Here is a 25,981-nt window from a genome sequence, read left to right as displayed (position 1 = left end):
TGTGTTACTCCCCTTCGACCCGCATGATGCTGGCCACGTCCCGCACGCTGTCCAGCGCGCGGAGCTTGTCGACCGTCGCCGACAGCGCGGCGTCGGTGGCGCGGTGGGTCACCACCACGAGCGAGGCGTCGCCGTCACGGCCCTGCTGGCGCACGGTGTCGATGGAGACGCCGTGCTCGGCGAAGACCGACGCCACCTGGGCCAGCACACCGGCGCGGTCGTCCACGTCCAGGCTGACGTGGTAGCGGGTGACGACCTCGCCCATCGGCATGGCCGGCAGTTCGGTGTAGACCGAGTCGCCGGGGCCGGTGCCGCCGTTCAGCTTGTTGCGGCAGACCGCCACCAGGTCGCCGAGCACCGCCGAGGCGGTCGGCGAGCCACCGGCGCCGGGCCCGTAGAACATCAGCCGACCGGCCGCCTCGGCCTCGACGAACACCGCGTTGTACGCCTCGCGCACGGAGGCCAGCGGGTGCGAGAGCGGGATCATCGCCGGGTGGACCCGGGCGGTGACGGACTCGCCGTCGGCGGCGCGCTCGCAGATCGCGAGCAGCTTGACCACACAGCCCATCGCCTTCGCCGAGGCGATGTCGGCGGCGGTGACCTCGGTGATGCCCTCGCGGTAGACCTCGGCGGCGGTCACCCGGGTGTGGAAGGCGATCCCGGCCAGGATGGCGGCCTTGGCGGCGGCGTCGAAGCCCTCCACGTCGGCGGTCGGGTCGGCCTCGGCGTAACCGAGCGCAGTGGCCTCCTCCAGCGCCTCGGAGTACCCGGCGCCGGTGGAGTCCATCTTGTCGAGGATGAAGTTGGTGGTGCCGTTGACGATGCCCAGCACCCGGTTGACCTTGTCGCCGGCCAGCGACTCGCGCAGCGGGCGGATCAGCGGGATCGCCCCGGCCACGGCGGCCTCGTAGTACAGGTCCACCCCGGCCTCGGCGGCGGCCTCGTGCAGCTCGGCGCCGTCCTTGGCGAGCAGCGCCTTGTTGGCGCTCACCACCGAGGCGCCCTGCTTGAACGCCGAAAGGATCAGGTGCTTGGACGGCTCGATGCCACCCACCACCTCGACCACGACGTCGATGTCACCCCGGTTGACCAGGGCCTCGGCATCGGTGGTGACCAGGTGCTCGGGCACCCCGGGGCGCTGCCGCCCGGCGCGGCGCACCGCGATGCCGGCCAGCTCGACCGGCGCGCCGATCCGCGCGGCGAGGTCGTCGGCCGTCGTCGTCATGATGCGCGCCACCTCGGAGCCCACCACACCACAGCCCAGCAACGCCACCTTCAGCGGGCGCGTACGCATCATCCGACTCCGCTCTGCTTTCTCGGTCTCCGCCGGGCTTTTCCTGGCGCCCGGCGGTATTCGGTCATTACCAGTCTCGGGGACTTTCCGCACGGATCTACCGCCGGTCCATGATCTGAGACAAGGATTTCGTCAGCCGATATCAAGACGCAGGAGATCCTCCTCCGTCTCCCGGCGGACGATCACCCGGGCCGCGCCGTCGCCGACGGCCACCACGGGGGGCTTGAGCGCGTGGTTGTAGTTGCTGGCCATCGAGCGGCAGTACGCCCCGGTGGCCGGCACCGCGAGCAGGTCGCCGGGCGCCAGGTCGGCGGGCAGGAAGGCGTCCCGCACCACGATGTCACCGGACTCGCAGTGCTTGCCCACCACCCTGACCAGCATCGGCTCCGCCGCGCTGGCACGTGAGACCAGGGCGACGGAGTACTGGGCGTCGTACAGCGCGGTGCGGATGTTGTCCGACATCCCGCCGTCCACGCTGACGTAGGTGCGCAGGCCCTCCAGCGGCTTGACCGTGCCGACCTCGTACAGCGTGAACGCCGTCGGTCCGACGATCGCGCGGCCCGGCTCCACGCTCAGCCGGGGAGCCTGCAACTCGGCCGCCCGGCACTCCCGGCGGACGATCTCGGCCAGCGCGGTGGCGATCTCGGCCGGCTCGCGCGGGTCGTCCTCGCTGGTGTAGGCGATGCCCAGGCCGCCGCCGAGGTCGATCTCCGGCAGCTCGATGCCGTGCTCGTCCCGGATCTCGGCCAGCAGGCCGACCACCCGGCGGGCGGCCACCTCGAAACCGGCCGTGTCGAAGATCTGCGAGCCGATGTGCGAGTGGATGCCGCGCAGCTCCAGGCTCGGCCGGGCCAGCACCCGGCGGACCGCCTCGGCCGCGGCGCCCCCGGTCAGCGAGAGGCCGAACTTCTGGTCCTCGTGCGCCGTCGCGATGAACTCGTGGGTGTGCGCCTCCACCCCGACGGTGACCCGGATCAGCACCGGCTGGCGCACCCCGTGCCGCCCGGCGACCTCGGCGAGGCGCTCGATCTCCTGGTACGAGTCGACCACGATGTGCCCGACGCCCGCCGCGACCGCCTGCTCCAGCTCGTCCGGCGACTTGTTGTTGCCGTGCAGGGCGATCCGGTGGCCCGGCATCCCTGCGGCCAGCGCGACGGCCAACTCGCCGCCGCTGCACACGTCGACGTTCAGGCCCTCCTCGTGCAGCCAGCGGACCACCGCCTTGGAGAGGAACGCCTTACCCGCGTAGTACACGTCCGCGTCGTCGCCGAAGGCGTGCCGCCAGGCGCGGGCACGGCTGCGGAAGTCGTCCTCGTCCATGACGTACGCCGGGGTGCCGAACTCGGCCGCCAGCGCCCGCACATCGAGTCCGCCGACGGTGACCGCGCCGTCGGCGCCGCGCGCCACCGTCCGGGACCAGACCTTGGGGTCGAGCGCGTTCAGGTCGCTCGGCGGGGCCTGGTAGTGGCCTTCGGGCAGCACATCACCGTGACGCGGACCTGCGGGGTGTGCGGAGCGGCTCATCTCGGCTTCTCTCCCTGGCACTTTCGGGTGGGCGCGGTGGTGCGCCGCCTCAACAGCGGGGGGCGGTGACAGCCCGACCGGACCGTCACCGCCCCCCGACGGCGCGGGGGCCTCGGCTACATCCGCTCGGGCGCGGACACGCCGAGCAGGGCCAGACCGTTGGCCACCACCGTGCGCGTGGCGTCGGCCAGCCAGAGCCGGGCGCGCGTGAGGTCCGTGACCTCCTCGTCGCCCTTGGGCAGGATCTGGCAGTTGTCGTAGAAGCGGTGGTACTTGCGGGCCACGTCGTCCTCCAGGTACCGCGCCACGTGGTGCGGCTCGCGCAGCTCGCCGGCCTTGGCCACGACGCGCGGGAAGTCGGCGAGGGCGCCGAGCAGTTCGGACTCCCACTCGGTGCTCAGCAGCTCCGGCTTGAAGTCCTCGGCCGAGCCCTTGGTGATGCCCATGCTCTCGGCCTTGCGCTGCACGCCGCACATCCGGGTGTGCGCGTACTGGATGTAGAAGACCGGGTTCTCGCTGGTCTGGCTGGTCAGCACGTTGATGTCGAGGGTGATGGTGGAGTCCGTGGAAGAGCGCGCCAGGGTGTAGCGGGCGGCGTCCACGCCGATCCAGTCGACCACGTCGTCGATCGTGATGATGTTGCCGGCCCGCTTGGACATCCGGACCTCTTCGCCGTCGCGAAGCATCTTCACGAACTGGCCGATCTTCACCTCGATGTTGCGGTCCAGGTCGTCGCCCGCGCAGGCCGAGATGGCCTTGAGGCGGTTGACGTAGCCGTGGTGGTCGGCCCCGAGCATGTAGACCGAGACCTCGCTGCCCCGGTCCCGCTTGCTCAGGTAGTAGGCGGCGTCGGCGGCGAAGTAGGTGGTGTCGCCGTCGGCCTTGATCAGGACGCGGTCCTTGTCATCGCCGAAGTCCGTGGTGCGCAGCCAGATCGCACCGTCCTGGTCGAAGACGTGGCCCTGCTCGCGCAGCCGCTCGATCGCCTTCTCGACCGCACCGGACTCGTGCAGCGACTTCTCCGAGAACCAGACGTCGAAGTGGGTGCCGAACTCCTCCATCGAGCGCTTGATCTCGGCGACCATGAGCGCCAGGCCCTGCTCGCGGAAGGCCTGCAGCTGCTCACCCTCGGGCAGGTCGAGCACGCCGGGGACGGCGTCGGTGATCGCCTTGGCGATGTCCACGATGTACTCGCCGACGTAGCCGTCCGCCGGGACCGGCCGGCCGTTGGCGGCGGCCTGGAGCGAGGCAGCGAACTTGGAGATCTGCACCCCGGCGTCGTTGAGGTAGTACTCGGTGGTGACCTCGGCGCCGGTGGCCTTGAGGATCCGCGCGAGCGAGTCGCCTACGGCCGCCCAGCGGACACCGCCGATGTGGATCGGGCCGGTCGGGTTCGCGGAGACGAACTCCAGGTTGATCCGCAGGCCCTTGAGGGCCTCGTTGCGGCCGTACGCCTCACCCGCCGCGACGACGGTGCGGGCCAGCTCGCCGGCGGAGGCGGCGTCCAGGGTGATGTTCAGGAAGCCCGGTCCGGCGATGTCGACCTTGGAGACGCCGGTGACCTCTCGCAGGCGGGCGGCCACCAGTTCGGCCACGGCTCGCGGCGGCATACCGGCCGGCTTCGCGAGCTGGAGGGCCACGTTGGTCGCGTAGTCGCCGTGGTCCCTGTTCTTGGGCCGCTCGACCGTCACGTGCTCGGGCACGGCGACGGCCAGCTCGCCCGCCTCGACGGCGGCGCTCACTGCGGCCTGGACTGCCTGGGAAAGCTCTGCGGGGGTCACGACGCCAAGCCTAGGCGAGAGGGGCGGCGGGCCCGTACCCGGTTTACCGGTTAAGACGTCCGTGCCGCGCCCGGCGGCCGTTCGGCTCTCCCTCAGGAGAGGTCTGTTCGCCGATAGCGAAACCCGCCGAAGTGGTCGCCGAAGCCGTACGCGAAGCCGCCCGGGCCACCGGAGCCCCCGCGGTCACGCAGCGCCATCAGCCGCCGCACCAGTGCCACCAGATCCGCCGGGTCGAACGGCTTGCCGAGGTAGCCGTCCACCCCCACCGACTCGCCCCGGTCCAGATCGGCCGGGGTGCAGGCACTGACGATCGCGATCGGCAGCCGGCAGGTGGCGGCGGACGCCCGCAGTCGGGCCGCCGTGCGCAGGCCGTCCAGTCTGGGCATGACCACGTCGAGTGTCACAACGTCCGGCTGCACCCGGCGGACCACCTCCAGACACTCGGCCCCGTCGGCGGCGGTCACCACCTGAAAGCCCTCGAGCTCCAGGTTGACTCTGATCAGCTGGCGGATCACCTCGCTGTCATCCACCACGAGGACCCGCCCGGACGTCCCGGCCACCTCACCGAGGGTAGCCGCGCCCGCACCGGCCCGTCCGAGCTTTCCGGGACTTGCACCACCCCGTCCGCCGACCGCCCGCCACCCCCGCCGCCACCCCAGTGCCGAAACCCGTGCACGGAGCACTGCTGCGGCCTGGTAGTGTTCTCCACATCGCAGCGGGAACGCGGCGAGACCAAGCAGGCCCCCGTAGCTCAGGGGATAGAGCACCGCCCTCCGGAGGCGGGTGCGCAGGTTCGAATCCTGCCGGGGGCACTTCGCAGGAAGTGCAGATGAGGTCCAGGTAAGCGGAGTTGATCCGCCGACCTGGACCTTTTTCGTTCTCCCGCGCCAACTGCCGTGAGCCCCACGCCGCTTCCCGTCCTCCCTCGCCCGAGCGACCTGCCGTACCGGAAAGTTGACACCCCGTAGGAACGGCCGGACGGACGGCGGCCGTGCCTTCGAGCCGGGCTGAGCCGGTTTCCCCGCCGGGCCCGCGTTGACTCCGCGATTGGGAAACGGTCAACCCGTGTGAGCGCACCGGACCCCGGCTAGGTCTGGAGCACCGCACCGGCGCGATCCGCCGCCGGAGGCCAGGAACAACCGGGAAGGACCACCCCATGCGCTCTCTCCTCCGCAGGACCGTCGCCGCGCTGGCGGTCGCCGCCGCCGTGGCCGGAATCGGCGTCACCGACGCGGTGGCCGCACCCGCTCCCAGGGCCGTGCCGGCCGCCGTCCGGGCGCCCGCCGGACCGGCCGACACCGTGCCGTCGCCGAGCTGCAACGACAACAACAACACCGTCCCGTGCTGGGAGTACCAGACCTGGTACTGGACCTACGAGAACTGCAACGACGCCGGTCCCGGCCGGGTGAACTCCAGCGGCGGCCGGTACGACCACTGGGTCTGCGTGCTGACCGGCAACGGCGTCGGTGTCGGGCTGTGGCTGCACAAGGTCCGCGACTGAGCCGGGTCCCGGCCCCGCCGTGAAATCCACCTCCGAGTGGAGCCGTTCCACCCGCCCCCGGTGGGACCTTCGAGGTAGCTCAGCGGGTGAGTGTCCCGGCTTCCGAGAGGGGTTCGGCCATGGTGGACCGGGTCCGTACGGCCTTCACCGTCACGCTGTGGGCCTGGCTGGCCGCAGAGGGGTTCCTGCAGGTCCGCCAGCTGCGGCAGAGCGGGCGGACGGAGCAGAACGAGTGGCGGAGCCTGCTGGTGCTCGCCGGGCTGGCCGCCGCGGGTTTCGCGCTCGCCGGGCCGGTCGGGCGGGCGCTGCCCGCGCTGTCCTACCCGGTGGACGGGGTCACGGCGGTGGCACTGCTGCTGGCCACCTGGGCCGGGATCGGACTGCGGCTGTGGTCGATCCACACGCTCGGCCGGTACTTCCGGGGCACGGTGCACATCCAGGAGGGCCACCGGGTGGTGGAGTGGGGGCCGTACCGCCGATTGCGGCACCCGGCCTACACCGGGGCCCTGCTGGCCGCGGTGGGCCTGACCGCGGCCTTCGGCAACGTGGCCTCCCTGCTGCTGGTGACGGCTCTGCTCGGGCTCGCCGTCGGGTACCGCATCCGGGTGGAGGAGCGGGTCCTCGCCGCGGCGCTGGGCGAGGCCTACACCTCGTACGCGGCCCGGACGCACCGGCTGGTCCCCGGCGTCTGGTGACACCGGGGACCGGCGGTGCAGAGCTCAGGTGTTGTCGGCGACGGCCTGCTGGTAGAGGTCTCCGATGGTCTTCTCGAAGGTGGCGCTGTAGGAGATGTCGTCGGTGTCGCCGCCCTGCTGGTAGCCGCCGATGACGCCGATCACCTGGCTGGTGTCGGTGTCGATCCACGGGCCGCCGCTGGTGCCGCCGGGGAACGCCGGGCAGTCGATGCGGCGCTGGTGGTCGTTCTGGCGGGTGGTGTCGTTGGTGCACAGGATGGGCGCCTCGGTGTTGGCCGGGTAGCCGTAGAGGCGGACCTGGGCACCGAAGTCCACGTTGAGACCGAGGTTGTTGGCACCGACGACGTCCTCGATGGACCGGCCGTTGATCTGGGCGACCTGGAGGATGGCGAAGTCCTCGTCCTGGTTGCCGTTCTGGGTCCAGCCGGTGGTCTGGTAGAGCTTGGTGACCTGCCAGGTGCCGAACGGGCTCTGGCCGTTGCGGTAGCCCGGCGCGAAGTACAGGTTGTCGGTGCTGGAGGCGCAGTGGGCGGCGGTGAGCAGCAGGTTCCTGCTGCCGCTGTGCAGCACGCTGGCGGTGCAGAAGTGGTTGCCGCTGGGTCCCGAACCGCTGTAGAGCGCGCCGACCCGGGAGGACTCGTCGGTGACGGGGGCGATGCCGGTGGTCCCGGGGGCGGGACGCAGGGACGGCAGGTCGGTGGGGACGGCGGTGGGCGAGGACGGTCCTGCGGCGGAGGACTCGTCGGGGGCGCCCTGGCTCTGGGGCGTCTTGGCCGCGGGGGCGGGGACGACGGCGGCCTGGGTGGTGGCGCCACGGCTCGGGGCGGCCGCGATGTGGTGGCCGAAGGCGGTGGTCTCGCTGGTGATGGTGGTGGCGCCCGCTATGGCGGCGGCCGTGCCGAGAATGAGGAGGGTGGTCAGCGCCAAGGGGCGACGGTTCATGCGCCGGCCTGTCCTTCGATGACGGCTCATCAGGTAGGTCACTCCTGCCCAGCATACGGTTGCCACACGCCCGGATCTCTGCGCGTACGTTCCGACTATGCGGTGATCAACTGGAAATCCCGTGATCCTATGCTGGGAAAGGGGTGAGAATCACCGGTCCGGCGCCGCCCGTTCGAGGCCGTGGCGGCCCGCCGGAGGGCCCCGGGCGGCGGGCGGGCCCGACACCGGAGGCCAGCCGCACGGCACGATCCCCCTCCGGAGGAGTTCCGCAGGGGGATCGGAGATTGACGGAGCGTCAGGCGACGGCGCGGGCGGTGGCTCCGTCCCCTTCGCGCCGGCCGCCTCGCCCGGTGCGGGGCGGTGGTCGGGAGCGTGCGGGGAGGCATGCGGGGATGACACGGTCGGCCGCCTTCCGTCGAGGAGCTGGAGGTGGCGTGCGCAGCGCTCTCTCACAGGGAAGCCCGCCGATCGGCGACGGGCAAGAAGGCGGACGGAAATTTGTCCGAATTTGGGACTGGTCTCCCGGCCCCGGGGCCACCGGTGGGGCTGCCGGGGCGCCGGGGGGGGTGCGCGGACCGGCCCCGCGCCGTCGCAGGGCCGGTCGTTCGGCACCCCGGGTGGGCCCGGACCGCGGCTCAGAGCGCGCTGAGCTCCGCGACCAGGTCGTCCAGGCCGAGCGAGCCCTGGGAGAGGGCCGCCATGTGCCACGCCTTGAGGTCGAACTCGGCGCCGCGCGCCTCGGCCCGGGCCTTGGCCTCGGCGCGGCCCTGGAGCCAGGCGCGCTCGCCGAGCTTGTAGCCGATCGCCTGGCCCGGCATGCCGAGGTAGCGGACCAGCTCGCTGTCCAGGAAGTCGGTCGAGAGGCCGCAGTACCGGCCGAAGAACTCCCGTGCGTCGTCCGGCAGCATCCGCTCGCCCGGCTTGAACGGCGAGTCGGCCGGGAAGTCCAGGCCCGCGTGCATGCCGATGTCCACGATCACCCGCAGCGCGCGCATCATCTGCGCGTTCAGGTAGCCGAGGCGGTGGCCGGGGTCGGTGAGGTAGCCGAGCTCGTCCATCAGACGTTCGGCGTACAGGGCCCAGCCCTCCAGGTTGGCGCTGACGCCGCCGAGGCTGACCTGGTAGGTGGAGAGCCGGTCGGCGACGTACGTCCACTGCGCAAGCTGGAGGTGGTGGCCGGGGACGCCCTCGTGGTACCAGGTGGAGACCAGGTCCCAGACCGGGAAGGTCTCCCGGCCCAGCGTGGGCAGCCAGGTCCGGCCCGGGCGGGAGAAGTCCAGCGAGGGCGCGGTGTAGTACGGCGCGGCGGCGCTGCCGGGCGGGGCCAGCCGCGACTCCACCTTGAGAAGCGGCTCGGCCAGGTCGAAGTGCCTGCCCTGCAGGTCGTTGATCGCCTGGTCCATCAGGCCCTGGAGGTACGTGCGGGCCTCCTCCGCGCCCTTGATCGACGGGCCGTCGCTCTCCAGCCACTTCATGGCCTGCATCGGGGTGGCGCCGGGCCGCACCTTCTCCGCCTCGGCCCGCATCTGCGCGTCCAGGTCGCGGAACTGGCCCCAGGCCCAGCTGTACGCCTCGTCCAGGTCGAGCTCGGCACCCGTCCAGTAGCGGACCCAGCGGCTGTAGCGCTCCCGGCCGACGGCGTCCGGAGTCTCGGCGGCGGCCGGACCGTAGACGTCGCGCAGCCAGTCGCGGAGCTCGGTGATGGCGGCGGTCGCCGCGACGGCGGTGGCGCCCAGGGCCTCGCGCTGCGCCTCGGGGGCGTCCTGCACGAAGGTGCCGAACCAGCCGCCGGGGACCTCGCCCTCCAGCCACTCGGCGATCTGGCCGATCACGGTGGTGACCTGGCGCGGGCCCGCCAGCAGGCCGCGCTCGATGCCCTCCGCGAGCAGGTCGCGGTACTGCCGGAGCGCGGCCGGGACCCGGGCCAGGCGACGGCCGATGACCGCCCACTGCTCGTCGGTGTCGGTGCTCATCAGGGTGAAGACCTCGCGCACGTTGTGCAGCGGCGAGCCGAGGTTGCGGACCGCGCGGAAGTTCTCGCCCGCGTCGTGGACGGCCAGTTCGGCCGTGAGCCGCTCGCGCAGCAGCCGGGCGCAGCGGCGCTCGGCCTCGTCCGGGTCGGTGTCCGCCGCCTCGACGGCGTCCAGCTGTGCGAGGGTGCGGCGGGCGAGGTCGGCCAGCTCCTGGTGGCCGGCCGGGGAGAGGTCGGGGAGCCGGTCGTCCTCGGGGTTGATCCCGAGGTACACCGCGGTCAGCGGGTCGAGCTCGGCGAGCGCGTGGACATAGGCGTCGGCGATGCGGCGGGGGGTGGTGCCGTCTGCGTGCGCGTTGATCAGTTCTTCAACCATTCGGCCATCTTTTCGCAGCAGAGCCGGTTTTCAAGAGCCTTTTGAACGATCGTTGGCCAGCGGACTCCGGGCCCTGTGCCACCGGGTCCGCCAGAGGTCGGCGGGATCCCAGGTCGGCCGGCCGTCCGCGAAGCCGTAGAAGCCGAGACCGATCAGGACCGCACAGAAGTGGCCGAGATCGGTGAAGGTGTGCGAACGGATCAGTGGTAGCAGGTAGAAGAGGAGCAGTCCGCCCGCGTACGCCCAGCGCCAGCGCCCCGCGAACCGGTAGGTGAGCACGCCCTCCACCCCCGCCAGCGCGTACGACACACCGACGTCCGAGCGGTCCCTGCCGCACCACCACCGCCGGAAGACGGGGCGTTCCGGCCAGGAGTCGAATGGCAGGACGGCCATTACGCTGACGCGCATGGCTACCAGCTCAGCGATCACCCCCGGGGCCGGGGCTCCGCGCTCCGCACACCCGGCGAGCGGCACAGCGACTCCCCCGGCGGGTGAGCCCCGGGCCCGGCGCTCCGGGTACCGGAGGCTGACGGTGCAGCAGCGGCGGGAGCAACTGATCGCCGTGGCCCTGGAGTTGTTCAGCACCCGGGCGCCCGAGGAGGTGAGCCTGGACGACGTGGCCGAGGCCGCCGAGGCGTCCCGTCCGCTGGTCTACCGGTACTTCGCGGGCGGCAAGCAGCAGTTGTACGAGGCCGCGCTGCGCAGTGCGGCCGAGGAGCTGACCGGCCGGCTCTCGGTGCCGGTCGCCGGCACGCCCACCGAACAGCTCTCCGCCGTGCTGAACCGGTACTTCGGCTTCGTGGCCGAGCACCACGCCGGCTACGCCGCGCTGCTGCGCGGCGGTTCGGTGGCGGAGACGGCGCGGACCTCGGCGATCGTGGACGAGGTCCGGCGGGCGGCGCTCCGGCGGACCCTGCGCTACCTCGGTCTGCGGGAGGCGGGGCCGAGGCTGACGCTGCTGGTGCGCGCGTGGATCTCGGTGGTGGAGGCGTCCGCGCTGAGCTGGCTGGACGAGGGGCGGCAGATCCCGCAGGACTCGCTCTGCGCCTGGCTGGTGGACGAGTTCGTGGCGATGAGCGCGGCGACGGCCCGGCACGACCGGCAGACCGCCCAGGTGCTGGCGGGGCTGCTGGCGCTGGAGGCGGCGGACGGTCCCGCGGCGGTGCTGGTGGCGCAGTTGCGCGGACTGCGAGTGGGCCGGTAGCGGCCCGGATACCGGCGGGGCTCCCGACCCCCGTGCCAAGGGTCGGGCGTGCCGCCTGAGTTGCGCGCCGGGTCGTGGGCGCGCGCCGAGCGACTACGCCTTGCCGAGTACCTGGCGCTGTCGGCCCAGGCCCTCGACTTCGAGCTCGACCACGTCGGCCGGGCGCAGGAAGGGCGTGCCCGGGTGGCCGAGGGTGACGCCCGCCGGAGTACCGGTGATGATCACGTCACCGGGCTCCAGCACCATGAACTGGCTGACGTAGTGGACGATCTCCAGCACCGGGAAGATCATCTCCGCGGTGCTGCCGTCCTGCCGCAGCTGCCCGTTGACCCAGAGTCTGAGGCCGAGCTTCTGCGGGTCGTCGACCTCGTCGGCGGTGACCAGCCACGGCCCGAGCGGGGTGAAGGTCTCGGCCGACTTGCCCTTGTCCCACTGGCCGCCGCGCTCGTTCTGGAACGAGCGCTCGGTGACGTCGTTGACCGTCGCGTACCCCGCGATCACGGCCGCCGCCTCCGACCGGCTCTCCAGGTAGCGGGCGGTACGGCCGATCACGATCGCGAGCTCGACCTCGTAGTCGGTCTTCTCGCTGCCGCGCGGCACCAGGACCTCGTCGTTCGGGCCGACGACGGTGCAGCTCGGCTTGAGGAAGATCACCGGCTCGGCCGGTTCCTGCGCGCCCGCCTCGGCAGCGTGGCAGGAGTAGTTGAGCCCGATCCCGACCACCTTGCCGGGCCGGACGACCGGGGCGCCGACCCGCAGGCCGTCGATCCGCGCCACCGGCAGCTCGCCGGCCGAGACGGCCCGGTCCAGCTCGGCCGGGTCCAGCGCGGCGAGGAACGCCCCGTCGATGTCGGAGGTCCGTCCCGCGAGGTCGTACGCGGCGCCGTCACGGCCCAGTACCACCGGGCGCTCGGCGCCCGGCGGGCCCACACGGAGGAGCTTCATTGCCCATCACCACCTGGTTCGTCGCATGCCAGCGGGGAGGTCGCAGACCTCTCCCGTCATATGCATCCGAGGTATATCAACGGCAGTCGGCTGCGAACCAGGGGTGGCAGGTCGGCGAATTCCTATCAATCCGCCCAAGCCGCCGAGCTGACGAATCAGGTGCCCATACGCTTGACAGGGCGGCCGGACCGTGTACCGGCCGGTGGGTGGCCGGGTACCGGGCGGCCTCGGCTCAGGTCTCCCGCTGCGGGTGGTAGTCGGCCTCGTTGACGCCGAAGGTCCAGGCGACACCGGCACGGGCCGTCCGGGTGCCCGGCGGGACGCGCAGCCAGTACGTACGGAAGGTGCCGTCCGGCTCGGCGGTCGAGTTCACCACCTCGACCATGACCACCGGCTCGTCGTCCGGCACCGGGCTGACGCCCACCGCACCACCCCGTCCCCGCCAAGGTCTCCGGGCGGTCCGGCAAGTCTTCAGTCGGCTCCGCTCAGAGCAGCGGGGAATCAGGCTGCCGCCTTCTCGGCCGGGCGCACGCGCACCGAGTGCGAGCGACCCGCCATGCTGAAGCTCGGCTCCGACCGCCCGTCCCGTTCCAGGAAATCGATCACGAGAATCGCCGAGGAGCCGCCCTCAGCTGGCTTGACGTCGCCCACGGCTGGGCCCTCGACGCCGGATCGGCCGACATGGCGTCATGGCTGACTCGCGTGCGCTCCTACTACGCGCTCAACCACGGCGACCCGGTACGAGCCTTGCGAACCGCCGAGGCAGCCCAACGAGCCCCTGGCGACCTGACACCAGGAGCAGCCTCCATTGCCGCACACGCCGCCGCGATGGCCGCCGCAGCCGTTGGGGAGCGGGGCCGGGCCCGCAGGCTCGGAGAACAGTCGTACGAACTAGCCCTGCAAGCCCCAGAGCCGGACGACCGCCCCGGTTGGCTCTACTGGCTCGACCCTGTGCGCGCCAAGCTGATCTTGGTGAAGTCGCCTACGCTGCGCGGGATTGGCCAACAGCGGTCGATGCCCTCCAGCAGGGGCGGGCTCAGCTCCAAGGCTTCCCGCGTGATCAGGCGTTCCATCTCTCGCGGCTACAGGACGCCCAGCGCCGCATGTGATCGGCATCGGCAGGTGGAGACCCTGCCGCTCTACGACGTGTTCGCCGGCGGAATCCTCGAACGCATCCCCCGCCACTGGCCCTGAACGCTGTCCGGCCGGGCCCGGTCAGCCGCGCTCGAAGCGGGCGAGGTCGCGGGCGGCCGCCTCCGCCAGGGGGCCGTCGGGGGCGGCGGCCCGGATCTCCGTGAGCAGTCCGACGGCCTCGGCCGTTTGGCCGTCCCGGGCCAGCCAGAGCGCCAGGTCGTGGCCGGTGCGCAGGGTACGCGGGTCACTCGGACCGCACTCACGGGTGAACTCGACGACCAGCGGCCGCAGTTCACGGACCGCCGCGGCCGGGTCGCCGTCCGCGCCGAGTGCCCAGGCCGCGTCGGCGCGGGCCTTGAGCTCCCGCCACCGGCCGGGCCGGATCCCGTCGAGCCGGCGCCGTACCTCGGCGGCGTCCGCCGGGCGGTCCCCGGGGTCCTTGGCCAGCAGGTCGAGGATCAGCCGCTCCAGGTCGACCGGCAGCAGCGGTGCCAGGCCGCGCGGCGCGTCGGGCTCCCGTTCGAGGTGGCAGTACATCATCCCGTACGCGTCCTCGGCCTGGAACGGCGTCCTGCCGGTGCAGAGTTCGTAGAGCACGCAGCCGACGGCGTACAGGTCGGAGCGGCCCCCGCTGTCCTCGCCGCGCCAGCGTTCGGGGGCCAGGTAGTGCGGGCTGCCGATGACCGTGCCGGTACTGGTCAGGCCGGTGCTCCGGCTCTCCAGCCGGGCGATGCCGAAGTCCAGGACGCGGACCTCCCCGGCATCGGTGATCATGATGTTCTCGGGCTTGATGTCCCGGTGGACCACTCCGGCCCGGTGGGCGGCGTCGAGTGCGTCGCAGAGCTGGCCGACCCAGCCCAGGGCGGTGTCCGGCTCGGGCCGGCCGGCTTTGAGTACGGCGGCGAGCGAGCGGCCGGTGATCAGCTCCATCACCATGTAGGGCTCGGGCGGCGCCTTGGGGAAGTCGTACAGGGCCACGATGTTGCGGTGGTTGAGCTTGGCCGCCGCGATCGCCTCACCCCGGAAGCGCGCCAGATCGCGCGGCTCGGCCGCGTACTGGTCCGCCAGCAGCTTGACCGCGACCTCGCGTTCCAGCTGCTGGTCCAGCGCGCGGAAGACCACCCCGAAGCCTCCCCGGCCCAGCTCTCCGATCAGCTGGTACCGCCCGTCCAGCACGTCCCCGGCCCGCATTGCGCCCCCGCCCATGCCCGTGTCCCAAGTGCCGCCGAATCGAACAGAGTTCAGACTATCGGCGGCACCCGGGACCACAAGGCCGGATGCCGGTCCGTGACCGGACGCACCGGGCCCGGCCGGGCGCGGGAGCGGACCTCGGGGGCCGGAAGACGGCCTCCGGGGGCTACTGCCGCTTCTCCAGCAGATCCTTGAACTTCTCCAGGTCGGCCCGGACCGTCTCCTCGATCGCGTGGACCTGGGCGAACCCCTTCGGGCCGCCGAAGGCCGCACGCACCGCCTCCGGGTCGTACTCCAGCCGGACCTGCAGCTGGGTGTGCTCGTCGTCCAGCGGGTTGACGGCGAAGGCGCACTTCAGCTCAGGGCTGTCCACCGTCCAGTCCATCACCTGGCCGTTGCCGCGATCGGCGAGCCGGGTCTCGAACGCCTGCTCGCCGTCGCCGATCCTGATATCGAGATGCGCTCGGCTGCTGCCGTGCGCGGCGGCAGCCCTCACCCCGTCCACGAACATGGGGTACTCGTCGATGCGGTGCAGCTGCGCCCAGACCTCCTGCGCGGGGACATCGACGTTGATCTGTTCTTCGAGCCTGCTCATCGGAAGCCTCGCCTCCCGGCCCGGCCGCCCGGGCCATCGGTACTTCCAGCCTGCTCTGCCGCCCGCCACCCGGCAACCACCCGGCTCCTGGGGCTCGCCCGGTCACCCGGTGTTCGGCCCCGGTCACCCGGTCCCGGGCAGTCCGGGCGGGTTGGTCCCGGAGCTCCGGACGGCTTCGCCGTCCAGCCCCCAGCGCTTCAGCACCCGGCCGTACGTGCCGTCCTTGATCACCGCGTCGACGGCCGCGGCGAGCGCCCTGACCAGCCCGTTGTCCTTCCTGGTGGTGGCCGCGATCTTGCCGAGCACTCCCCTGGACGGACTTCCTCGCCCGCTACGACCGGCACGGCTGGTACGACCCCGAACTCGCCGACCTGATCGCCGAATCCGTCCCCGACCCGGCCGACCGGCTCGACTTCGAAGCCCTCGACCGCCCGCTGGCCCAACTCCGCTTCACCGACCCCGAGGAGCTCCAGCAGCACCTGCGCGACCACCTCACCGCCGACACCGGGCGCCGCGCCGACCCAGGCCACAGCGCCGACCTCGGCGCCTTCCTCGCCCTGCTCTCGCTCTTCGGCCAACTCCCCAGGCTGATGGCCTCCGGGCGGCTCACGGCCCGCTCGGTGGCCGACGAACTGGACGGCTGGTGGTCCGGGCTCTTCAACTTCCTCGCCTCGGGACCGCCCGGCTTCCGGCTGCGCCAGCTGCTCGCCCTCTCCGAGGCCGGCGTCCTGCGGCTCCTCGGCGCGGACCTCCGGGTCGAACTTGACGAGCCCACCGGCACCTTCCTCGCCACCAGCGCGACCGTCCCCGGCCACACCGTCCGGGCCACCGCCCTGATCGAGGGCTACCTGCCCAGACACGCGCTGGCCAGGACCGGCGACCCGATCCTGCGGGCCCTGCACCGCACCGGGCAGCTCCAGGAGGAGGTGGTGGCCCACGGCACCCACACCCACCGCTCCGGACTGCTCACCACCGCCCCCGGCGACGGCCGCATCCTCGACCCCGCCCTCGACGGCGCTCCCCACCCCCGCCGCACCGCCCTCGGCCCGCACACCAACGGCCGCGCCTACGCCGCCTTCGCCCGCCCCCATACCGACGCCCCCGCCTTCCGGCAGAACGACACGGCCGCCCGCGCCCTCCTGCGCTCCCTCTCTCGCGAGGAGCGGGCTGCGACCTCCCGGGGGCGCGAGGACCCGCGCGAAACGGAGGGCACCAACGCCGTACTGGCCCCCGGCCGCTGAGGCGCACCACCTCAGCGGGGATCTCGGGGTGCAGCTCGCCCCTGGATCCCGGCCGAACGCAGTCGCCTTCCGCCACGCGCAGTTCCCCGCGTCCCTGGGGTCACCCCCTACCTCACCGCGCTGCCCGCCGACCCGTCTCCCGGCCGGGCGCCGCAGATGCAAGGATTGCCGCCGGGCCCGGCAAGGGTGCGCGAGCCCTGGTGAGCAGGAGGTGGGCAGTCATGGCCAAGCAGGCCCCGCAGAGTGACCCGGTGCAGGACGCGCCACAGGTGACACCGCCGCAGCGCGCCGCCGCCGGCCTCCCCGCGATCGCCCACACCCTGCGGATGGCCGGACAGCAGATGAGCCCCGGCCGCACCCTCGCCACCCTGCGCAAGGTGAACCAGCCGGACGGCTTCGACTGCCCGGGCTGCGCCTGGCCCGAGCCGGGCAAGACGCACACCGCCGAGTTCTGCGAGAACGGTGCCAAGGCGGTCGCCGAGGAGGCCACCGAGCGCCGGATCACCGCCGACTTCTTCGCCGCGCACTCGATCACCGACCTGGCCGGGCGCTCCGGCTACTGGCTCGGCCAGCAGGGCCGCCTCACCCAGCCGATGCTGCTGGACGAGGGCGCCTCGCACTACGTCCCGGTCTCCTGGGACCGCGCCTTCGAGATCGTCGCCGACGAACTGAGGAGCCTGGACACTCCGGACGGGGCCGCCTTCTACACCTCCGGCCGGACCAGCAACGAGGCCGCCTTCGCGTACCAGCTGTTCGCCCGCCGGCTCGGCACCAACAACCTGCCCGACTGCTCCAACATGTGTCACGAGTCCTCCGGCTCGGCCCTCACCGAGACCCTGGGCGTGGGCAAGGGCAGCGTCAGCCTCAAGGACCTCTACCAGGCCGACCTGATCATCGTGGCCGGCCAGAACCCGGGCACCAACCACCCCCGGATGCTCTCCGCCCTGGAGCGCGCCAAGCGCGCGGGCGCGCGGATCGTCAGCGTCAACCCGCTGCCCGAGGCCGGTCTGGAGCGGTTCAAGAACCCGCAGAACGCCCGTGGCCTGGTCGGCCAGGGCACCAAGCTGACCGACCTCTTCCTGCAGATCCGGCTCGGCGGCGACCTCGCCCTGTTCCGCGCCCTGAACCAGATCCTGCTCGGTACCGAAGGCGCCGTCGACGAGGCGTTCATCGCCGAACACACCCTCGGCTTCGAGGAGTTCGCCGCCGAGGCCAAGACCACCGACCGCGCGGAGGTGGAGGCCGCGACCGGCCTGCCGTACGGGCAGATCGAGGAGCTGGCCCGGCTGGTGCTGGCCTCCGAGAAGATCATCGTCTGCTGGGCGATGGGCCTGACCCAGCACAAGCACTCCGTCCCGACCATCCGCGAGGTGGTCAACTTCCTGCTGCTGCGCGGCAACGTCGGCCGGCCGGGCGCCGGGGTCTGCCCGGTGCGCGGGCACAGCAACGTGCAGGGCGACCGGACCATGGGCATCTTCGAGCGGCCCAGCGCGGCCTTCCTGGACGCCCTCGGCAAGGAGTTCGCCTTCGAGCCTCCGCGCCACCACGGCTACGACGCGGTGGACACCATCAGGGCGATGCGCGACGGCCGGGTGCAGGTCTTCTTCGCGATGGGCGGCAACTTCGTCGCCGCCACGCCCGACACCGAGGTGACCGAGGCCGCGATGCGCCGCTGCCGGCTGACGGTGCACGTCTCCACCAAGCTCAACCGCTCGCACGTGGTGACCGGCGCCCGCGCGCTGATCCTGCCCACCCTCGGCCGGACCGACCGGGACCGCACGGCCAAGGGCGACCAGTTCGTCACCGTCGAGGACTCGATGGGCATGGTGCACTCCTCGCGTGGCGGACTCCGCCCGCCGGGCCCGGAGCTGCTCTCCGAGCCGGCCATCGTCTGCCGACTGGCCCGTGCCGCCCTCGGGCCCGAGGACCAGCTCCCCTGGGAGGACTTCGCGGTCGACTACGACACCATCCGGGACCGGATCGCCCGGGTCGTGCCGGGCTTCGAGGACTTCAACACCAGGGTCCGCCGCCCCGGCGGCTTCGCCCTCCCGCACGGGCCGCGCGACAGCCGCACCTTCCCGACCACCACCGGGAAGGCCAACTTCACCGTCAACGCGCTGACCGCCCCCGAGGTCCCGGCGGGCCGGCTGCTGCTCCAGACGCTGCGCTCGCACGACCAGTACAACACCACCGTCTACGGCCTCGACGACCGCTACCGGGGCATCACCGGCGGCCGCCGGGTGGTCCTGGTGAACCCCGCCGACGCCGACGCGCTCGGGCTGGTCGAGGGCTCGTACGTGGACCTGGTGAGCGAGTGGCAGGACGGCGTCGAACGCCGGGCGCCGCACTTCAAGGTGGTGCACTACCCGGTGGCCCGGGGCGGCGCGGCGGCGTACTACCCGGAGACCAACGTGCTGGTCCCGCTGGACTCGACCGCGGACATCAGCAACACGCCCACCTCCAAGGCCGTGGTGATCCGCTTCGAGGCCGACACCGCCCCCGACGGCGAGCACGGGTGACACTCCGTCGGACCTTTCGGATGAAATGTCGGATTCGCCACTAATCTGACACCCATCCGCATGGGACGACCCCGGAGGTACCGCCATGGCCGACGCAGTCCCGCACGACAGCGCCGGCCATGGCAACCCCGAAGCCCCCGACACTCCCAGCAGCCCCAGCGGCCCCGACCACCCCGACACCCCGACCGCCCCCGACGCGCCGGAGGGCCCCGACCGCCCGATGCGCCGCCCGGCGACCCCGGCGGGCCGGCTGATCCCGCTGATCGTCCCGGCGATCGCGGTCGGCATCGGCTCCGGCCTGCTTCTGCTCGCCCTCAACCGGGTCTCCGACCGGGTGAGCCGACTGCTCTGGAGCTCGATCCCGGGCGGCCTCGGCATCGACGGCTTCGGCCCGTGGTGGATCATCCTGGTCCTGACCGCCACCGGCGCCGCCGTCGGCCTGACGGTCTGGAAGGCGCCCGGCCACGCGGGCCCGGACCCGGCCACCACCGGCCTGGTCGACCCGCCGCAGCCGCCGTACGTCACCCCGGGCCTGGCCGTGGCCGCCGTGCTGGCACTGGCGGGCGGCGTCAGCCTCGGCCCGGAGAACCCGATCACGATGATCAACGTGGCGCTGGCCTACTGGCTCGGCCGCCGCTGGTGGCCCACCACCGGGCCCGATCTGTGGGCCGCCCTGGCGGTGGCCGGGACGGTCGGCGCGCTCTTCGGCTCACCGGTCGCCGCGGCGCTGATCCTCTCCGAACTGCCCGGCCCCGGCGCGCTCTGGGACCGGCTCTTCGCCCCGCTGATCGCCGCCGTCTCCGGCTCGCTCACCACCGACCTGATCGCCGGGAACGAGTTCCTGGTCAAGGTCCCCGGCTACCCCGGCGCCCGGCCGCTCGACCTGCTCTGGGCCCTGCTGATCGGTGCCCTCGGCGCGCTGCTCGGCCTGGCCGCCGTCCAGGCGTTCCCCGCCATCCACCGGGCGTTCCGGCAGATCGGGCACCCGGTGGCGATGCTGACGGCGGGCGGCCTGGTACTCGGCGTCCTCGGCGCGCTCGGCGGGGAGCTGACCCTCTTCAAGGGGCTGGCCCAGGCCAGGGAACTCGCCGCCGACTACACCGGCCACGGCTTCTGGGGCCTGCTGGGGCTCACGGCGGTCAGACTGGTCGCGCTGCTGATCGCGTCCGGCTCCGGCTTCCGGGGCGGCCGGATCTTCCCCGCGGTGTTCGTCGGAGTGGCGTTCGGCCTCGCGCTCAGCACACTCCTCCCCTCGGTACCGCCCGCGCTGGCGGTGGTCTGCGCGATCCTCGGCCTGCTGATGGCGACCACCCGGCAGGGCTGGCTCAGCCTGTTCACGGCAGCGGCGATCGTGCCCGACCTGGCCCTGCTGCCGATCCTCTGCGTGGCCGCGCTGCCCGCCTGGCTGCTGGTCACCGGCCGCCCCGAGCTGCAACTGGCACCCGAGGCGGCAGGCGACTGAGACCGCGTCAGCCCCGGTCCGAGGGGGACGGGGAGCCCGAGGACGAGAGGGAACCGGACGGCGAGGGCGACCCCGAACCGGACGGCGTGGCCGACGGCGTACCCGGCCCACCGGTCGACGGAGAGCCCGACGGCGTCGACGACGGGGTGCCGGACGGGCTGGTGGACGGGCTGGTGGACGGCGTGGCGGTCGGGCTCGGCGTGCCGGTCGGCGCCGGCTTCGGCAGGGTCGACGGCTTCGACGGCTTGATCGGGGTGACGTCGTTCGCCGACTGGGCGACGTCCGGCACCTTCCACGCCCCGCCCTGGTCGTCCGCCCCGGCCCCCGGGTCGGGCCGGACCGCGCCGAGGATCGGCATCATCCCGACCGGAGAGATCTTCACCACGGCACCGGTGTGCGGGGCCTGCACGACCAGCCCGCCGCCGATGTACATCGCGACATGGGTCGCCTCGGCGTGGTAGATCACCAGGTCGCCGGGCCGCAGCTGGTTCAGCGGCACGTGCTGGAGCTCCGCCCACTGCTCCTGGCTGGTCCGCGGGATCGGACGCCCCGCGTGCAGCCATGCCTGCGAGGTGAGCCCGGAGCAGTCGAACATCTCCGACCCCTCACCGCCCCACAGATAGTCCTTGCCGAGCTGCGCCAGCGCGTACGCGACCGCCTTGCGCCCGGCCGCCGAGGGAGTGCGCTCCCCCTTGCCGAGCGCCCCGGAGGCGAGGAACGCCAGCTGCGCCTCGTCGGCCTGCTGCTTCTCCAGCTGCTCCAGCTCGCTTCGCTGGGCGCCGGTGAGCGAGCCGACCATGTCCTCGACGGCCTGGAGCCGCTTGGCCGCCTCGTTCTTGGACTGCTCCTGCTGGGTGGCGAGCGCCTGGGCCTGCGCCTGGGCGGCCTGGGCCTGCTGCTGAAGCCCGGTCAGCTCGGCCCGGTCGGCCTTCAGCTTGTCCAGGAAGACCGACTGCGAGCGCCCGGCCGCCTGGAGCAGCTCGGCGATCACGACCGCCTCGTACGGGTCCTTGGCGAGCAGCAGGTCGGCGAACTCGGAGGCGTTGCCGTTGCGGTACTGGGCACCGGCGAGCTGGGCCGCGACATCCGTGCCGGCGTCGACGGCGGCCTGCTGGCGGGCCAGCCGGACACCCAGGTCCGCGAGGGCGGTTTGCTGCTGCTTGAGCCTGTCCACGCTGGTGTTGTAGGTCTCGGTGGCGGCCTCGGCCTCCGTGTAGAGCTGGTGCAGGCGCTGCAGCAGCGGGCCGAGGGTGGCCTTGGCGCTGGCGAGCGGGTCGGCACCGGGCGCGACGGTGATGGTGGGCTGGGGTTCCGGGGCCGCGTACGCCGTTCCGGCCAGGGGGAGCGCGAGAGCGGCCACCGCCAGCATCGCCCCGCACCGCAGCGCTGCACGTACCCACGGCTTGCCGCCGGTCGCCTCGACCCGCTGTGCAGCCCACATCGGCCGGCCCTCCCCCGTCCGGCCTCGCCGGACCTCTGTTACCCACGAGTTACCGGCTGATCCTGCCATGTCCGCGCCGTCACAGACAGAGGCGGCCCGTACGGGGCTGATGAATTTTCAGATCCGCTGTGAGCCCCGTCTCATGGGAAATCCGCCAAATCATCTGATCGTCGACAAATGACCACGTCAGCGGCGTGCGAGACACCCTCCGGTCGTCTACGCGCCACCCCCACGCCACCGTCCGAACCACGATTCCCGTCGTAGTTCACCTTCCGTTCATCAACCGTCCCTACCGTCCCCGGAGACAGCACTGTCAGGTCGACAACTACGACGATTGTTTGGGTATGGAACACATCACGTTCCTGGTGGCCGTTGTGATCATCACCGCGCTCGCCTTCGACTTCACCAACGGGTTCCACGACACCGCCAACGCGATGGCCACCTCCATCGCCACGGGAGCCCTCAAGCCCAAGGTCGCGGTCACCATCGCGGCAGTCCTCAACTTCGCGGGCGCGTTCCTGTCCGTGAAGGTCGCCTCCACCATCTCGGGCGGCATCGTCAACGAGAAGGCGGGCATCCAGCCGTCGATCATCTTCGCGGCGCTGGTGGGCGCCATCCTCTGGAACCTGCTGACCTGGCTGCGGGGCCTGCCCTCCAGCTCCTCGCACGCGCTGTACGGCGGTCTGATCGGCGCCACCGTCGTCGGTGTCGGCATGAACGGCGTGAACTTCGCGACCGTCCTGTCGAAGATCGTGATCCCGGCCGTCGCCTCCCCGATCGTCGCCGGCCTGGCCGCCTGGGGTGCCACCAAGCTGGCCTACCGGCTGACCCGCAACACCGACGAGAAGACCAGCGACAAGGGCTTCCGCAAGGGCCAGATGTTCTCGGCCTCGCTGATCTCGCTCGCGCACGGCACCAACGACGCCCAGAAGACCATGGGCATCATCACCCTGACCCTGGTCTCGGCCGGCGCCCTGCACAAGGGCGCGACTCCCCCCGTCTGGGTGATCGCCAGCGCCGGTGCGGCCATCGCGCTCGGCACCTACATGGGCGGCTGGCGGATCATCCGCAGCATGGGCTCGGGCCTGGCCGACATCCGGCCGCCGCAGGGGCTCTCCTCCGAGACCGCCGCTGCCACCGTCATCCTGACCTCCTCCTCGATGGGCTACGGCCTCTCCACCACCCAGGTCTGCTCCGGCGGCATCATGGGTGCCGGCCTCGGCGGCCGCAACCCCCGGCTGAACTGGGGCATGGCCCGTCGCATGGTCTACACCTGGGGCCTGACCCTGCCGGCCGCCGCGGTCGTCTCCGGTCTCGCCGCCCTGGTCGTGGACCAGGGCACCTGGGGTGTCGTGCTGGTCGGCGCGGCCCTGGTGGTCGGCTCGGGCGCGATGTACCTGGTCTCCCGCCGCCAGCCGGTGCACGCGGGCAACGTCAACGAGGTGACCCCCGTCGACGCCACGGTGGCCGCCGAGACCGTCGAGACCGTCGAGGTCACCCCGGCCGGCACCACCACCACCCCGACCGCCGCCTCGACCACCGTCGCAGCCTGAGCCCGGAAGGCAGTCACCCATGAGCATGAGCATCAAGTGGGCCGCCCTGGCCCAGACCGCAGGTGTCAGCTTCGCCGTCACCGTCGCCGTGGTCACGGTCTTCTCCGTCGGCGTCCTCGCCCTGTCCCGCCGCGAGGCGGCCCTGGAGGCCGGCCAGGACGGCGCCCCGGGCGCCGGCGCGGGCAAGGGCGGCCTGGCACTGGCCTCCGTCTGCTTCGCGGTCTGCGCGGCCGTGGTCCTGTACGGCCTGTCCCTGATCGCCGGTTGACCCCACCGCGCGACCGGCCACCGGTCGCGCACGCCGAAGGGCCCGGGCCGCTCACGCAGCGGCCCGGGCCCTTCGGTCGTATCCGGTTCCGGTTCTCAGCAGTCCTCGACCGTCGGCCCTCGTCCCCCGGGCCCTGACCCTCAGTCCTTGACGAGCTGAAGATCGGGCTGCTTGGCCGGGGCCTCCTCGTGGCCGCTCCGCAGCGGCACCTCGCGGATCAGCAGCACCACCAGGAACGCCAGCAGCGCGAACGGCGCGGCCACCAGGAAGACCTCGCCCACGCCGTGCCCGAAGGCGTCGGTGACCAGCGGCACCAGCGGCCTGGGCAGCTTGTGCAGGTCGGGGATCTCACCGCCGCCGGCCGCCGCTGCGGCCGCCGGGTCGATGTGCGCGGCGAGCAGGTTCCCGGTCAGGTAGTGGGTGACCCGGTTGGAGAGCAGCGCGCCGAGCGCGGTGACGCCCATCGCGCCGCCCATGGTACGGAAGAAGGTGACCGCCGAGCTGGCCGCGCCGAGCTCCTTGCGCGGGACCGTGTTCTGCACCGCCAGGACCAGGTTCTGCATGGTCAGACCGAGGCCGATGCCGGTCAGCGCCATGTAGAGCGCGAGCATCGGGTACGCGGTGTCGTCCCGGACGGTGCCGAGCAGTCCGAAGCCGACCGCGAGCAGGAAGGTGCCCGCGACCAGGAACGCCTTCCACTTGCCGTACTTGGTGATCAGCCGTCCGGCCACGGTGGAGGAGACCGCCAGGCCGAGGATCATCGGCAGGGTCATGATTCCGGCCATGGTCGGCGACTTCTCCCGGGCCAGCTGGAAGTACTGGCTCAGGAAGGTGGTGGCGCCGTACATCCCGATGCCGACCAGGGCGCTGGCGATGGCCGCGAGCGAGACGGTCCGGTAGCGGAACAGGCTCAGCGGGATGATCGGCTCGGCGGCCCGGCTCTCGACCAGGACGAAGAGCGCGGCCAGCAGCAGGCCGCCGGGGACCATGAGAGCGGTCTGCCAGGAGATCCAGGCGTAGTTCTGGCCGGCCAGGCTGATCCAGATCATCAGCATGCTGACGGCGGCGGCGATCAGCAGCGAGCCCAGGTAGTCGATCTTCACCTTGCGCCTGGTGACCGGCAGCTTCAGGGTCCGCTGCAGCACCAGGATGGCGACCAGCGAGAACGGGATGCCGACGTAGAAGCACCAGCGCCAGCCGAGCCAGCCGGTGTCCACGATGACGCCGCCGATCAGCGGGCCGCCGATGGTGGCCAGCGCGAAGACCGCGCCGAAGTAGCCGCTGTACCGGCCGCGCTCGCGCGGCGGGACCATCGAGGCCAGGCAGATTTGGGCGAGCGCCGTGACACCGCCCGCGCCGATGCCTTGGAGCACGCGGCAGGCGATCAGCTCGCTGGTGTTCTGCGAGAGCCCGGCCAGGGCGGAGGAGACGATGTAGATCACCAGGGCGACCTGCACCAGCAGCTTCTTGCTGACCAGGTCGGAGAGCTTGCCCCAGATCGGGGTCGAGGCGGTGAGCGAGAGCAGCGCCGCGGTGATCACCCAGGTGTACGCCGCCTGGCCGCCGTGCAGGTCGTTGAGGATCCGGGGCAGGGCGTTCGAGACCACGGTCGAGGAGAGCACCGCGACGAACAGACCGAGGAGCAGGCCGGACAGGGCTTCCAGTACTTGGCGATGGTTCATGGATTCGGTCGGTTCGGCGCTCATTCACGGCCCTTCGCTGAGATTTCGTTGCCTAAGGCAACCATAATCCCGGATGGTTGAATAAGGCAACCTTCTTCGGGGCAAAGTAAAGCCCGCCGGTCAGGGCGGGCAGGGTGCGAAGGGCGTCCAGCGTCCGGGGAGTCAGGCGTCGAGCGGCTCGCCGGTCAGGTCATTGAAGCGCCGGAGCAGCTCGCCGAACTGCTCCACGTCGGCCGTCTCCCAAGTCCCCAGCAGCGCCCTGAAGTTCGCCATCCGCTCATTCCTGGCCCGAAGGAACCGCCGCGCGCCGTCCTCGGTGAGCGAGACCAGCGAGGAGCGCCGGTCCAGCGGATCGACCTCGCGTGCCACCAGGCCGAGCCCCTCCAGCACCTTGATCTGACGACTGATCGTGGCCTTCCCCACACCGAAGTGCTGCCCGATGTCGGTCATCCGTACCCGGCCGGCGTTCTCGATGAAGCCCATCATGCTGTAGGCGACACCCTCCAGCCGCGGATGCACCCGCCGGGACATCTCCGCCACCCGGGCCCGGCCCCGCCGGAACAGCAGTGCGACCTCGCGCTCGACCGCCAGGAACGCCTCTTCGGCAGCCGCCTCGTCACTCATGGCGACCAGTATCCCGCAGGCCGGGCCGTCTCCCGCC

General features: G+C 72.1%; 24 protein-coding genes and 1 tRNA gene. 9 read left to right on the top strand and 16 right to left on the bottom strand.

The window, feature by feature from the left end; translation table 11 throughout:
* Positions 1 to 4: 4 nt before the first annotated feature.
* From UK12_RS02165 to UK12_RS02150, 4 genes are all read right to left on the bottom strand, one after another.
* Positions 5 to 1,297, bottom strand: a complete 1,293-nt coding sequence (locus tag UK12_RS02165) for a homoserine dehydrogenase (protein ID WP_045298772.1) — start codon at positions 1,295 to 1,297, stop codon at positions 5 to 7.
* A 129-nt stretch (positions 1,298 to 1,426) separates the two neighbouring features.
* Positions 1,427 to 2,818, bottom strand: a complete 1,392-nt coding sequence (gene lysA / locus UK12_RS02160) for a diaminopimelate decarboxylase (RefSeq protein ID WP_045298770.1) — start codon at positions 2,816 to 2,818, stop codon at positions 1,427 to 1,429.
* A 116-nt stretch (positions 2,819 to 2,934) separates the two neighbouring features.
* Entirely contained in the window at positions 2,935 to 4,599 is a 1,665-nt protein-coding gene (gene argS / locus UK12_RS02155; protein ID WP_045298768.1) for an arginine--tRNA ligase, read from the bottom strand.
* A gap of 92 nt (positions 4,600 to 4,691) precedes the next feature.
* Positions 4,692 to 5,159 carry a response regulator gene (locus UK12_RS02150; protein ID WP_045298766.1) on the bottom strand — a complete coding sequence of 156 codons (468 nt, stop codon included), beginning with the start codon at positions 5,157 to 5,159 and terminating at the stop codon, positions 4,692 to 4,694.
* A gap of 180 nt (positions 5,160 to 5,339) precedes the next feature.
* Between UK12_RS02150 and UK12_RS02145 the strand changes: the two genes are divergently transcribed.
* From UK12_RS02145 to UK12_RS02135, 3 genes are all read left to right on the top strand, one after another.
* A tRNA-Arg gene (locus UK12_RS02145) sits at positions 5,340 to 5,411 on the top strand.
* Positions 5,412 to 5,755: 344 nt separating this feature from the next.
* The gene (locus UK12_RS02140) at positions 5,756 to 6,100 is read left to right on the top strand and encodes a hypothetical protein (protein ID WP_045298764.1); all 345 of its coding nucleotides are present in this window, start codon (positions 5,756 to 5,758) and stop codon (positions 6,098 to 6,100) included.
* Between the two features lie 119 nt (positions 6,101 to 6,219).
* On the top strand, positions 6,220 to 6,795 hold the full coding sequence (locus UK12_RS02135; RefSeq protein ID WP_045298762.1) for a methyltransferase family protein: 576 nt from the start codon (positions 6,220 to 6,222) through the stop codon (positions 6,793 to 6,795).
* 24 nt (positions 6,796 to 6,819) lie between these two features.
* Here the strand turns inward: UK12_RS02135 and UK12_RS44280 are convergent, their stop codons facing one another.
* The 3 genes from UK12_RS44280 to UK12_RS02120 all read right to left on the bottom strand — a co-directional run bounded on the left by UK12_RS44280 (position 6,820) and on the right by UK12_RS02120 (position 10,493).
* On the bottom strand, positions 6,820 to 7,737 hold the full coding sequence (locus UK12_RS44280; protein ID WP_052681368.1) for a trypsin-like serine peptidase: 918 nt from the start codon (positions 7,735 to 7,737) through the stop codon (positions 6,820 to 6,822).
* A 635-nt stretch (positions 7,738 to 8,372) separates the two neighbouring features.
* Positions 8,373 to 10,085, bottom strand: a complete 1,713-nt coding sequence (locus UK12_RS02125; RefSeq protein ID WP_045298760.1) for a DUF885 domain-containing protein — start codon at positions 10,083 to 10,085, stop codon at positions 8,373 to 8,375.
* A 30-nt stretch (positions 10,086 to 10,115) separates the two neighbouring features.
* The gene (locus UK12_RS02120) at positions 10,116 to 10,493 is read right to left on the bottom strand and encodes a rhomboid-like protein (RefSeq protein WP_197084472.1); all 378 of its coding nucleotides are present in this window, start codon (positions 10,491 to 10,493) and stop codon (positions 10,116 to 10,118) included.
* Here UK12_RS02120 and UK12_RS02115 point away from each other — a divergent pair.
* Complete coding sequence (locus UK12_RS02115) at positions 10,492 to 11,289, top strand: TetR/AcrR family transcriptional regulator (RefSeq protein ID WP_082119227.1); 798 nt, start codon at positions 10,492 to 10,494, stop codon at positions 11,287 to 11,289. The two genes, UK12_RS02120 and UK12_RS02115, sit on opposite strands and share 2 nt — an antisense overlap.
* A 93-nt stretch (positions 11,290 to 11,382) precedes the next feature.
* Here UK12_RS02115 and UK12_RS02110 read toward each other — a convergent pair whose 3' ends face one another.
* From UK12_RS02110 to UK12_RS02085, 6 genes are all read right to left on the bottom strand, one after another.
* Positions 11,383 to 12,234 (bottom strand): fumarylacetoacetate hydrolase family protein, encoded by an 852-nt coding sequence (locus tag UK12_RS02110; RefSeq protein ID WP_045298756.1) that lies wholly within the window; start codon positions 12,232 to 12,234, stop codon positions 11,383 to 11,385.
* A gap of 232 nt (positions 12,235 to 12,466) precedes the next feature.
* Positions 12,467 to 12,709, bottom strand: a complete 243-nt coding sequence (locus tag UK12_RS02105; protein ID WP_331386629.1) for a DUF6745 domain-containing protein — start codon at positions 12,707 to 12,709, stop codon at positions 12,467 to 12,469.
* A 26-nt stretch (positions 12,710 to 12,735) separates the two neighbouring features.
* The gene (locus UK12_RS39315) at positions 12,736 to 12,885 is read right to left on the bottom strand and encodes a hypothetical protein (RefSeq protein WP_156178487.1); all 150 of its coding nucleotides are present in this window, start codon (positions 12,883 to 12,885) and stop codon (positions 12,736 to 12,738) included.
* Between the two features lie 564 nt (positions 12,886 to 13,449).
* Positions 13,450 to 14,574: a serine/threonine-protein kinase gene (locus UK12_RS02095; protein WP_082119226.1), complete on the bottom strand. Its 1,125-nt coding sequence runs from the start codon at positions 14,572 to 14,574 to the stop codon at positions 13,450 to 13,452.
* Positions 14,575 to 14,725: 151 nt separating this feature from the next.
* Positions 14,726 to 15,154 (bottom strand): SRPBCC family protein, encoded by a 429-nt coding sequence (locus UK12_RS02090; RefSeq protein ID WP_045298750.1) that lies wholly within the window; start codon positions 15,152 to 15,154, stop codon positions 14,726 to 14,728.
* Between the two features lie 123 nt (positions 15,155 to 15,277).
* Positions 15,278 to 15,460, bottom strand: a complete 183-nt coding sequence (locus UK12_RS02085; protein ID WP_045298748.1) for a hypothetical protein — start codon at positions 15,458 to 15,460, stop codon at positions 15,278 to 15,280.
* 314 nt (positions 15,461 to 15,774) lie between these two features.
* On the opposite strand from UK12_RS02085, the gene UK12_RS40835 reads away from it, so the two are divergent.
* The 3 genes from UK12_RS40835 (at position 15,775) to UK12_RS02070 (ending at position 20,376) form a co-directional block, all read left to right on the top strand.
* Complete coding sequence (locus UK12_RS40835) at positions 15,775 to 16,395, top strand: hypothetical protein (RefSeq protein ID WP_197084471.1); 621 nt, start codon at positions 15,775 to 15,777, stop codon at positions 16,393 to 16,395.
* Positions 16,396 to 16,616: 221 nt separating this feature from the next.
* Positions 16,617 to 18,914 carry an FdhF/YdeP family oxidoreductase gene (locus tag UK12_RS02075; protein ID WP_045298746.1) on the top strand — a complete coding sequence of 766 codons (2,298 nt, stop codon included), beginning with the start codon at positions 16,617 to 16,619 and terminating at the stop codon, positions 18,912 to 18,914.
* A gap of 85 nt (positions 18,915 to 18,999) precedes the next feature.
* On the top strand, positions 19,000 to 20,376 hold the full coding sequence (locus UK12_RS02070; RefSeq protein WP_197084470.1) for an ion channel protein: 1,377 nt from the start codon (positions 19,000 to 19,002) through the stop codon (positions 20,374 to 20,376).
* A gap of 7 nt (positions 20,377 to 20,383) precedes the next feature.
* On the opposite strand, the gene UK12_RS02065 is transcribed toward UK12_RS02070, so the two are convergent.
* On the bottom strand, positions 20,384 to 21,817 hold the full coding sequence (locus tag UK12_RS02065) for a C40 family peptidase (RefSeq protein ID WP_052681360.1): 1,434 nt from the start codon (positions 21,815 to 21,817) through the stop codon (positions 20,384 to 20,386).
* Between the two features lie 344 nt (positions 21,818 to 22,161).
* Here UK12_RS02065 and UK12_RS02060 point away from each other — a divergent pair, with 344 nt between their 5' ends.
* Positions 22,162 to 23,370, top strand: coding sequence for an inorganic phosphate transporter (locus UK12_RS02060; RefSeq protein ID WP_045298744.1), 1,209 nt, complete (start codon positions 22,162 to 22,164; stop codon positions 23,368 to 23,370).
* 19 nt (positions 23,371 to 23,389) lie between these two features.
* Positions 23,390 to 23,638 carry a hypothetical protein gene (locus tag UK12_RS02055; RefSeq protein WP_197084469.1) on the top strand — a complete coding sequence of 83 codons (249 nt, stop codon included), beginning with the start codon at positions 23,390 to 23,392 and terminating at the stop codon, positions 23,636 to 23,638.
* A 140-nt stretch (positions 23,639 to 23,778) separates the two neighbouring features.
* Here UK12_RS02055 and UK12_RS02050 read toward each other — a convergent pair whose 3' ends face one another.
* Entirely contained in the window at positions 23,779 to 25,344 is a 1,566-nt protein-coding gene (locus UK12_RS02050) for an MDR family MFS transporter (RefSeq protein WP_045298742.1), read from the bottom strand.
* Between the two features lie 138 nt (positions 25,345 to 25,482).
* The gene (locus UK12_RS02045; protein ID WP_045298740.1) at positions 25,483 to 25,944 is read right to left on the bottom strand and encodes a MarR family winged helix-turn-helix transcriptional regulator; all 462 of its coding nucleotides are present in this window, start codon (positions 25,942 to 25,944) and stop codon (positions 25,483 to 25,485) included.
* Positions 25,945 to 25,981 lie beyond the last annotated feature (37 nt).

It is taken from the genome of Saccharothrix sp. ST-888 (assembly GCF_000955975.1).
GTDB lineage: Bacteria > Actinomycetota > Actinomycetes > Streptomycetales > Streptomycetaceae > Kitasatospora.
The sequence above is the reverse complement of the archived record's forward strand: the minus strand, read 5'-3'. Positions and strand labels throughout refer to the sequence as shown.

Coding starts and splice junctions, on each gene's coding strand:
- UK12_RS02165 (WP_045298772.1), bottom strand. CDS start 1,297: ATGATGCGTACGCGCCCGCTGAAGGTGGCGTTGCTGGGCTGTGGTGTG.
- lysA (WP_045298770.1), bottom strand. CDS start 2,818: ATGAGCCGCTCCGCACACCCCGCAGGTCCGCGTCACGGTGATGTGCTG.
- UK12_RS02140 (WP_045298764.1), top strand. CDS start 5,756: ATGCGCTCTCTCCTCCGCAGGACCGTCGCCGCGCTGGCGGTCGCCGCC.
- UK12_RS02135 (WP_045298762.1), top strand. CDS start 6,220: ATGGTGGACCGGGTCCGTACGGCCTTCACCGTCACGCTGTGGGCCTGG.
- UK12_RS44280 (WP_052681368.1), bottom strand. CDS start 7,737: ATGAACCGTCGCCCCTTGGCGCTGACCACCCTCCTCATTCTCGGCACG.
- UK12_RS02125 (WP_045298760.1), bottom strand. CDS start 10,085: ATGGTTGAAGAACTGATCAACGCGCACGCAGACGGCACCACCCCCCGC.
- UK12_RS02115 (WP_082119227.1), top strand. CDS start 10,492: ATGGCTACCAGCTCAGCGATCACCCCCGGGGCCGGGGCTCCGCGCTCC.
- UK12_RS02120 (WP_197084472.1), bottom strand. CDS start 10,493: ATGCGCGTCAGCGTAATGGCCGTCCTGCCATTCGACTCCTGGCCGGAA.
- UK12_RS02110 (WP_045298756.1), bottom strand. CDS start 12,234: ATGAAGCTCCTCCGTGTGGGCCCGCCGGGCGCCGAGCGCCCGGTGGTA.
- UK12_RS02095 (WP_082119226.1), bottom strand. CDS start 14,574: ATGGGCGGGGGCGCAATGCGGGCCGGGGACGTGCTGGACGGGCGGTAC.
- UK12_RS02090 (WP_045298750.1), bottom strand. CDS start 15,154: ATGAGCAGGCTCGAAGAACAGATCAACGTCGATGTCCCCGCGCAGGAG.
- UK12_RS02075 (WP_045298746.1), top strand. CDS start 16,617: ATGGCCAAGCAGGCCCCGCAGAGTGACCCGGTGCAGGACGCGCCACAG.
- UK12_RS02070 (WP_197084470.1), top strand. CDS start 19,000: ATGGCCGACGCAGTCCCGCACGACAGCGCCGGCCATGGCAACCCCGAA.
- UK12_RS02065 (WP_052681360.1), bottom strand. CDS start 21,817: ATGTGGGCTGCACAGCGGGTCGAGGCGACCGGCGGCAAGCCGTGGGTA.
- UK12_RS02060 (WP_045298744.1), top strand. CDS start 22,162: ATGGAACACATCACGTTCCTGGTGGCCGTTGTGATCATCACCGCGCTC.
- UK12_RS02055 (WP_197084469.1), top strand. CDS start 23,390: ATGAGCATGAGCATCAAGTGGGCCGCCCTGGCCCAGACCGCAGGTGTC.
- UK12_RS02050 (WP_045298742.1), bottom strand. CDS start 25,344: ATGAGCGCCGAACCGACCGAATCCATGAACCATCGCCAAGTACTGGAA.
- UK12_RS02045 (WP_045298740.1), bottom strand. CDS start 25,944: ATGAGTGACGAGGCGGCTGCCGAAGAGGCGTTCCTGGCGGTCGAGCGC.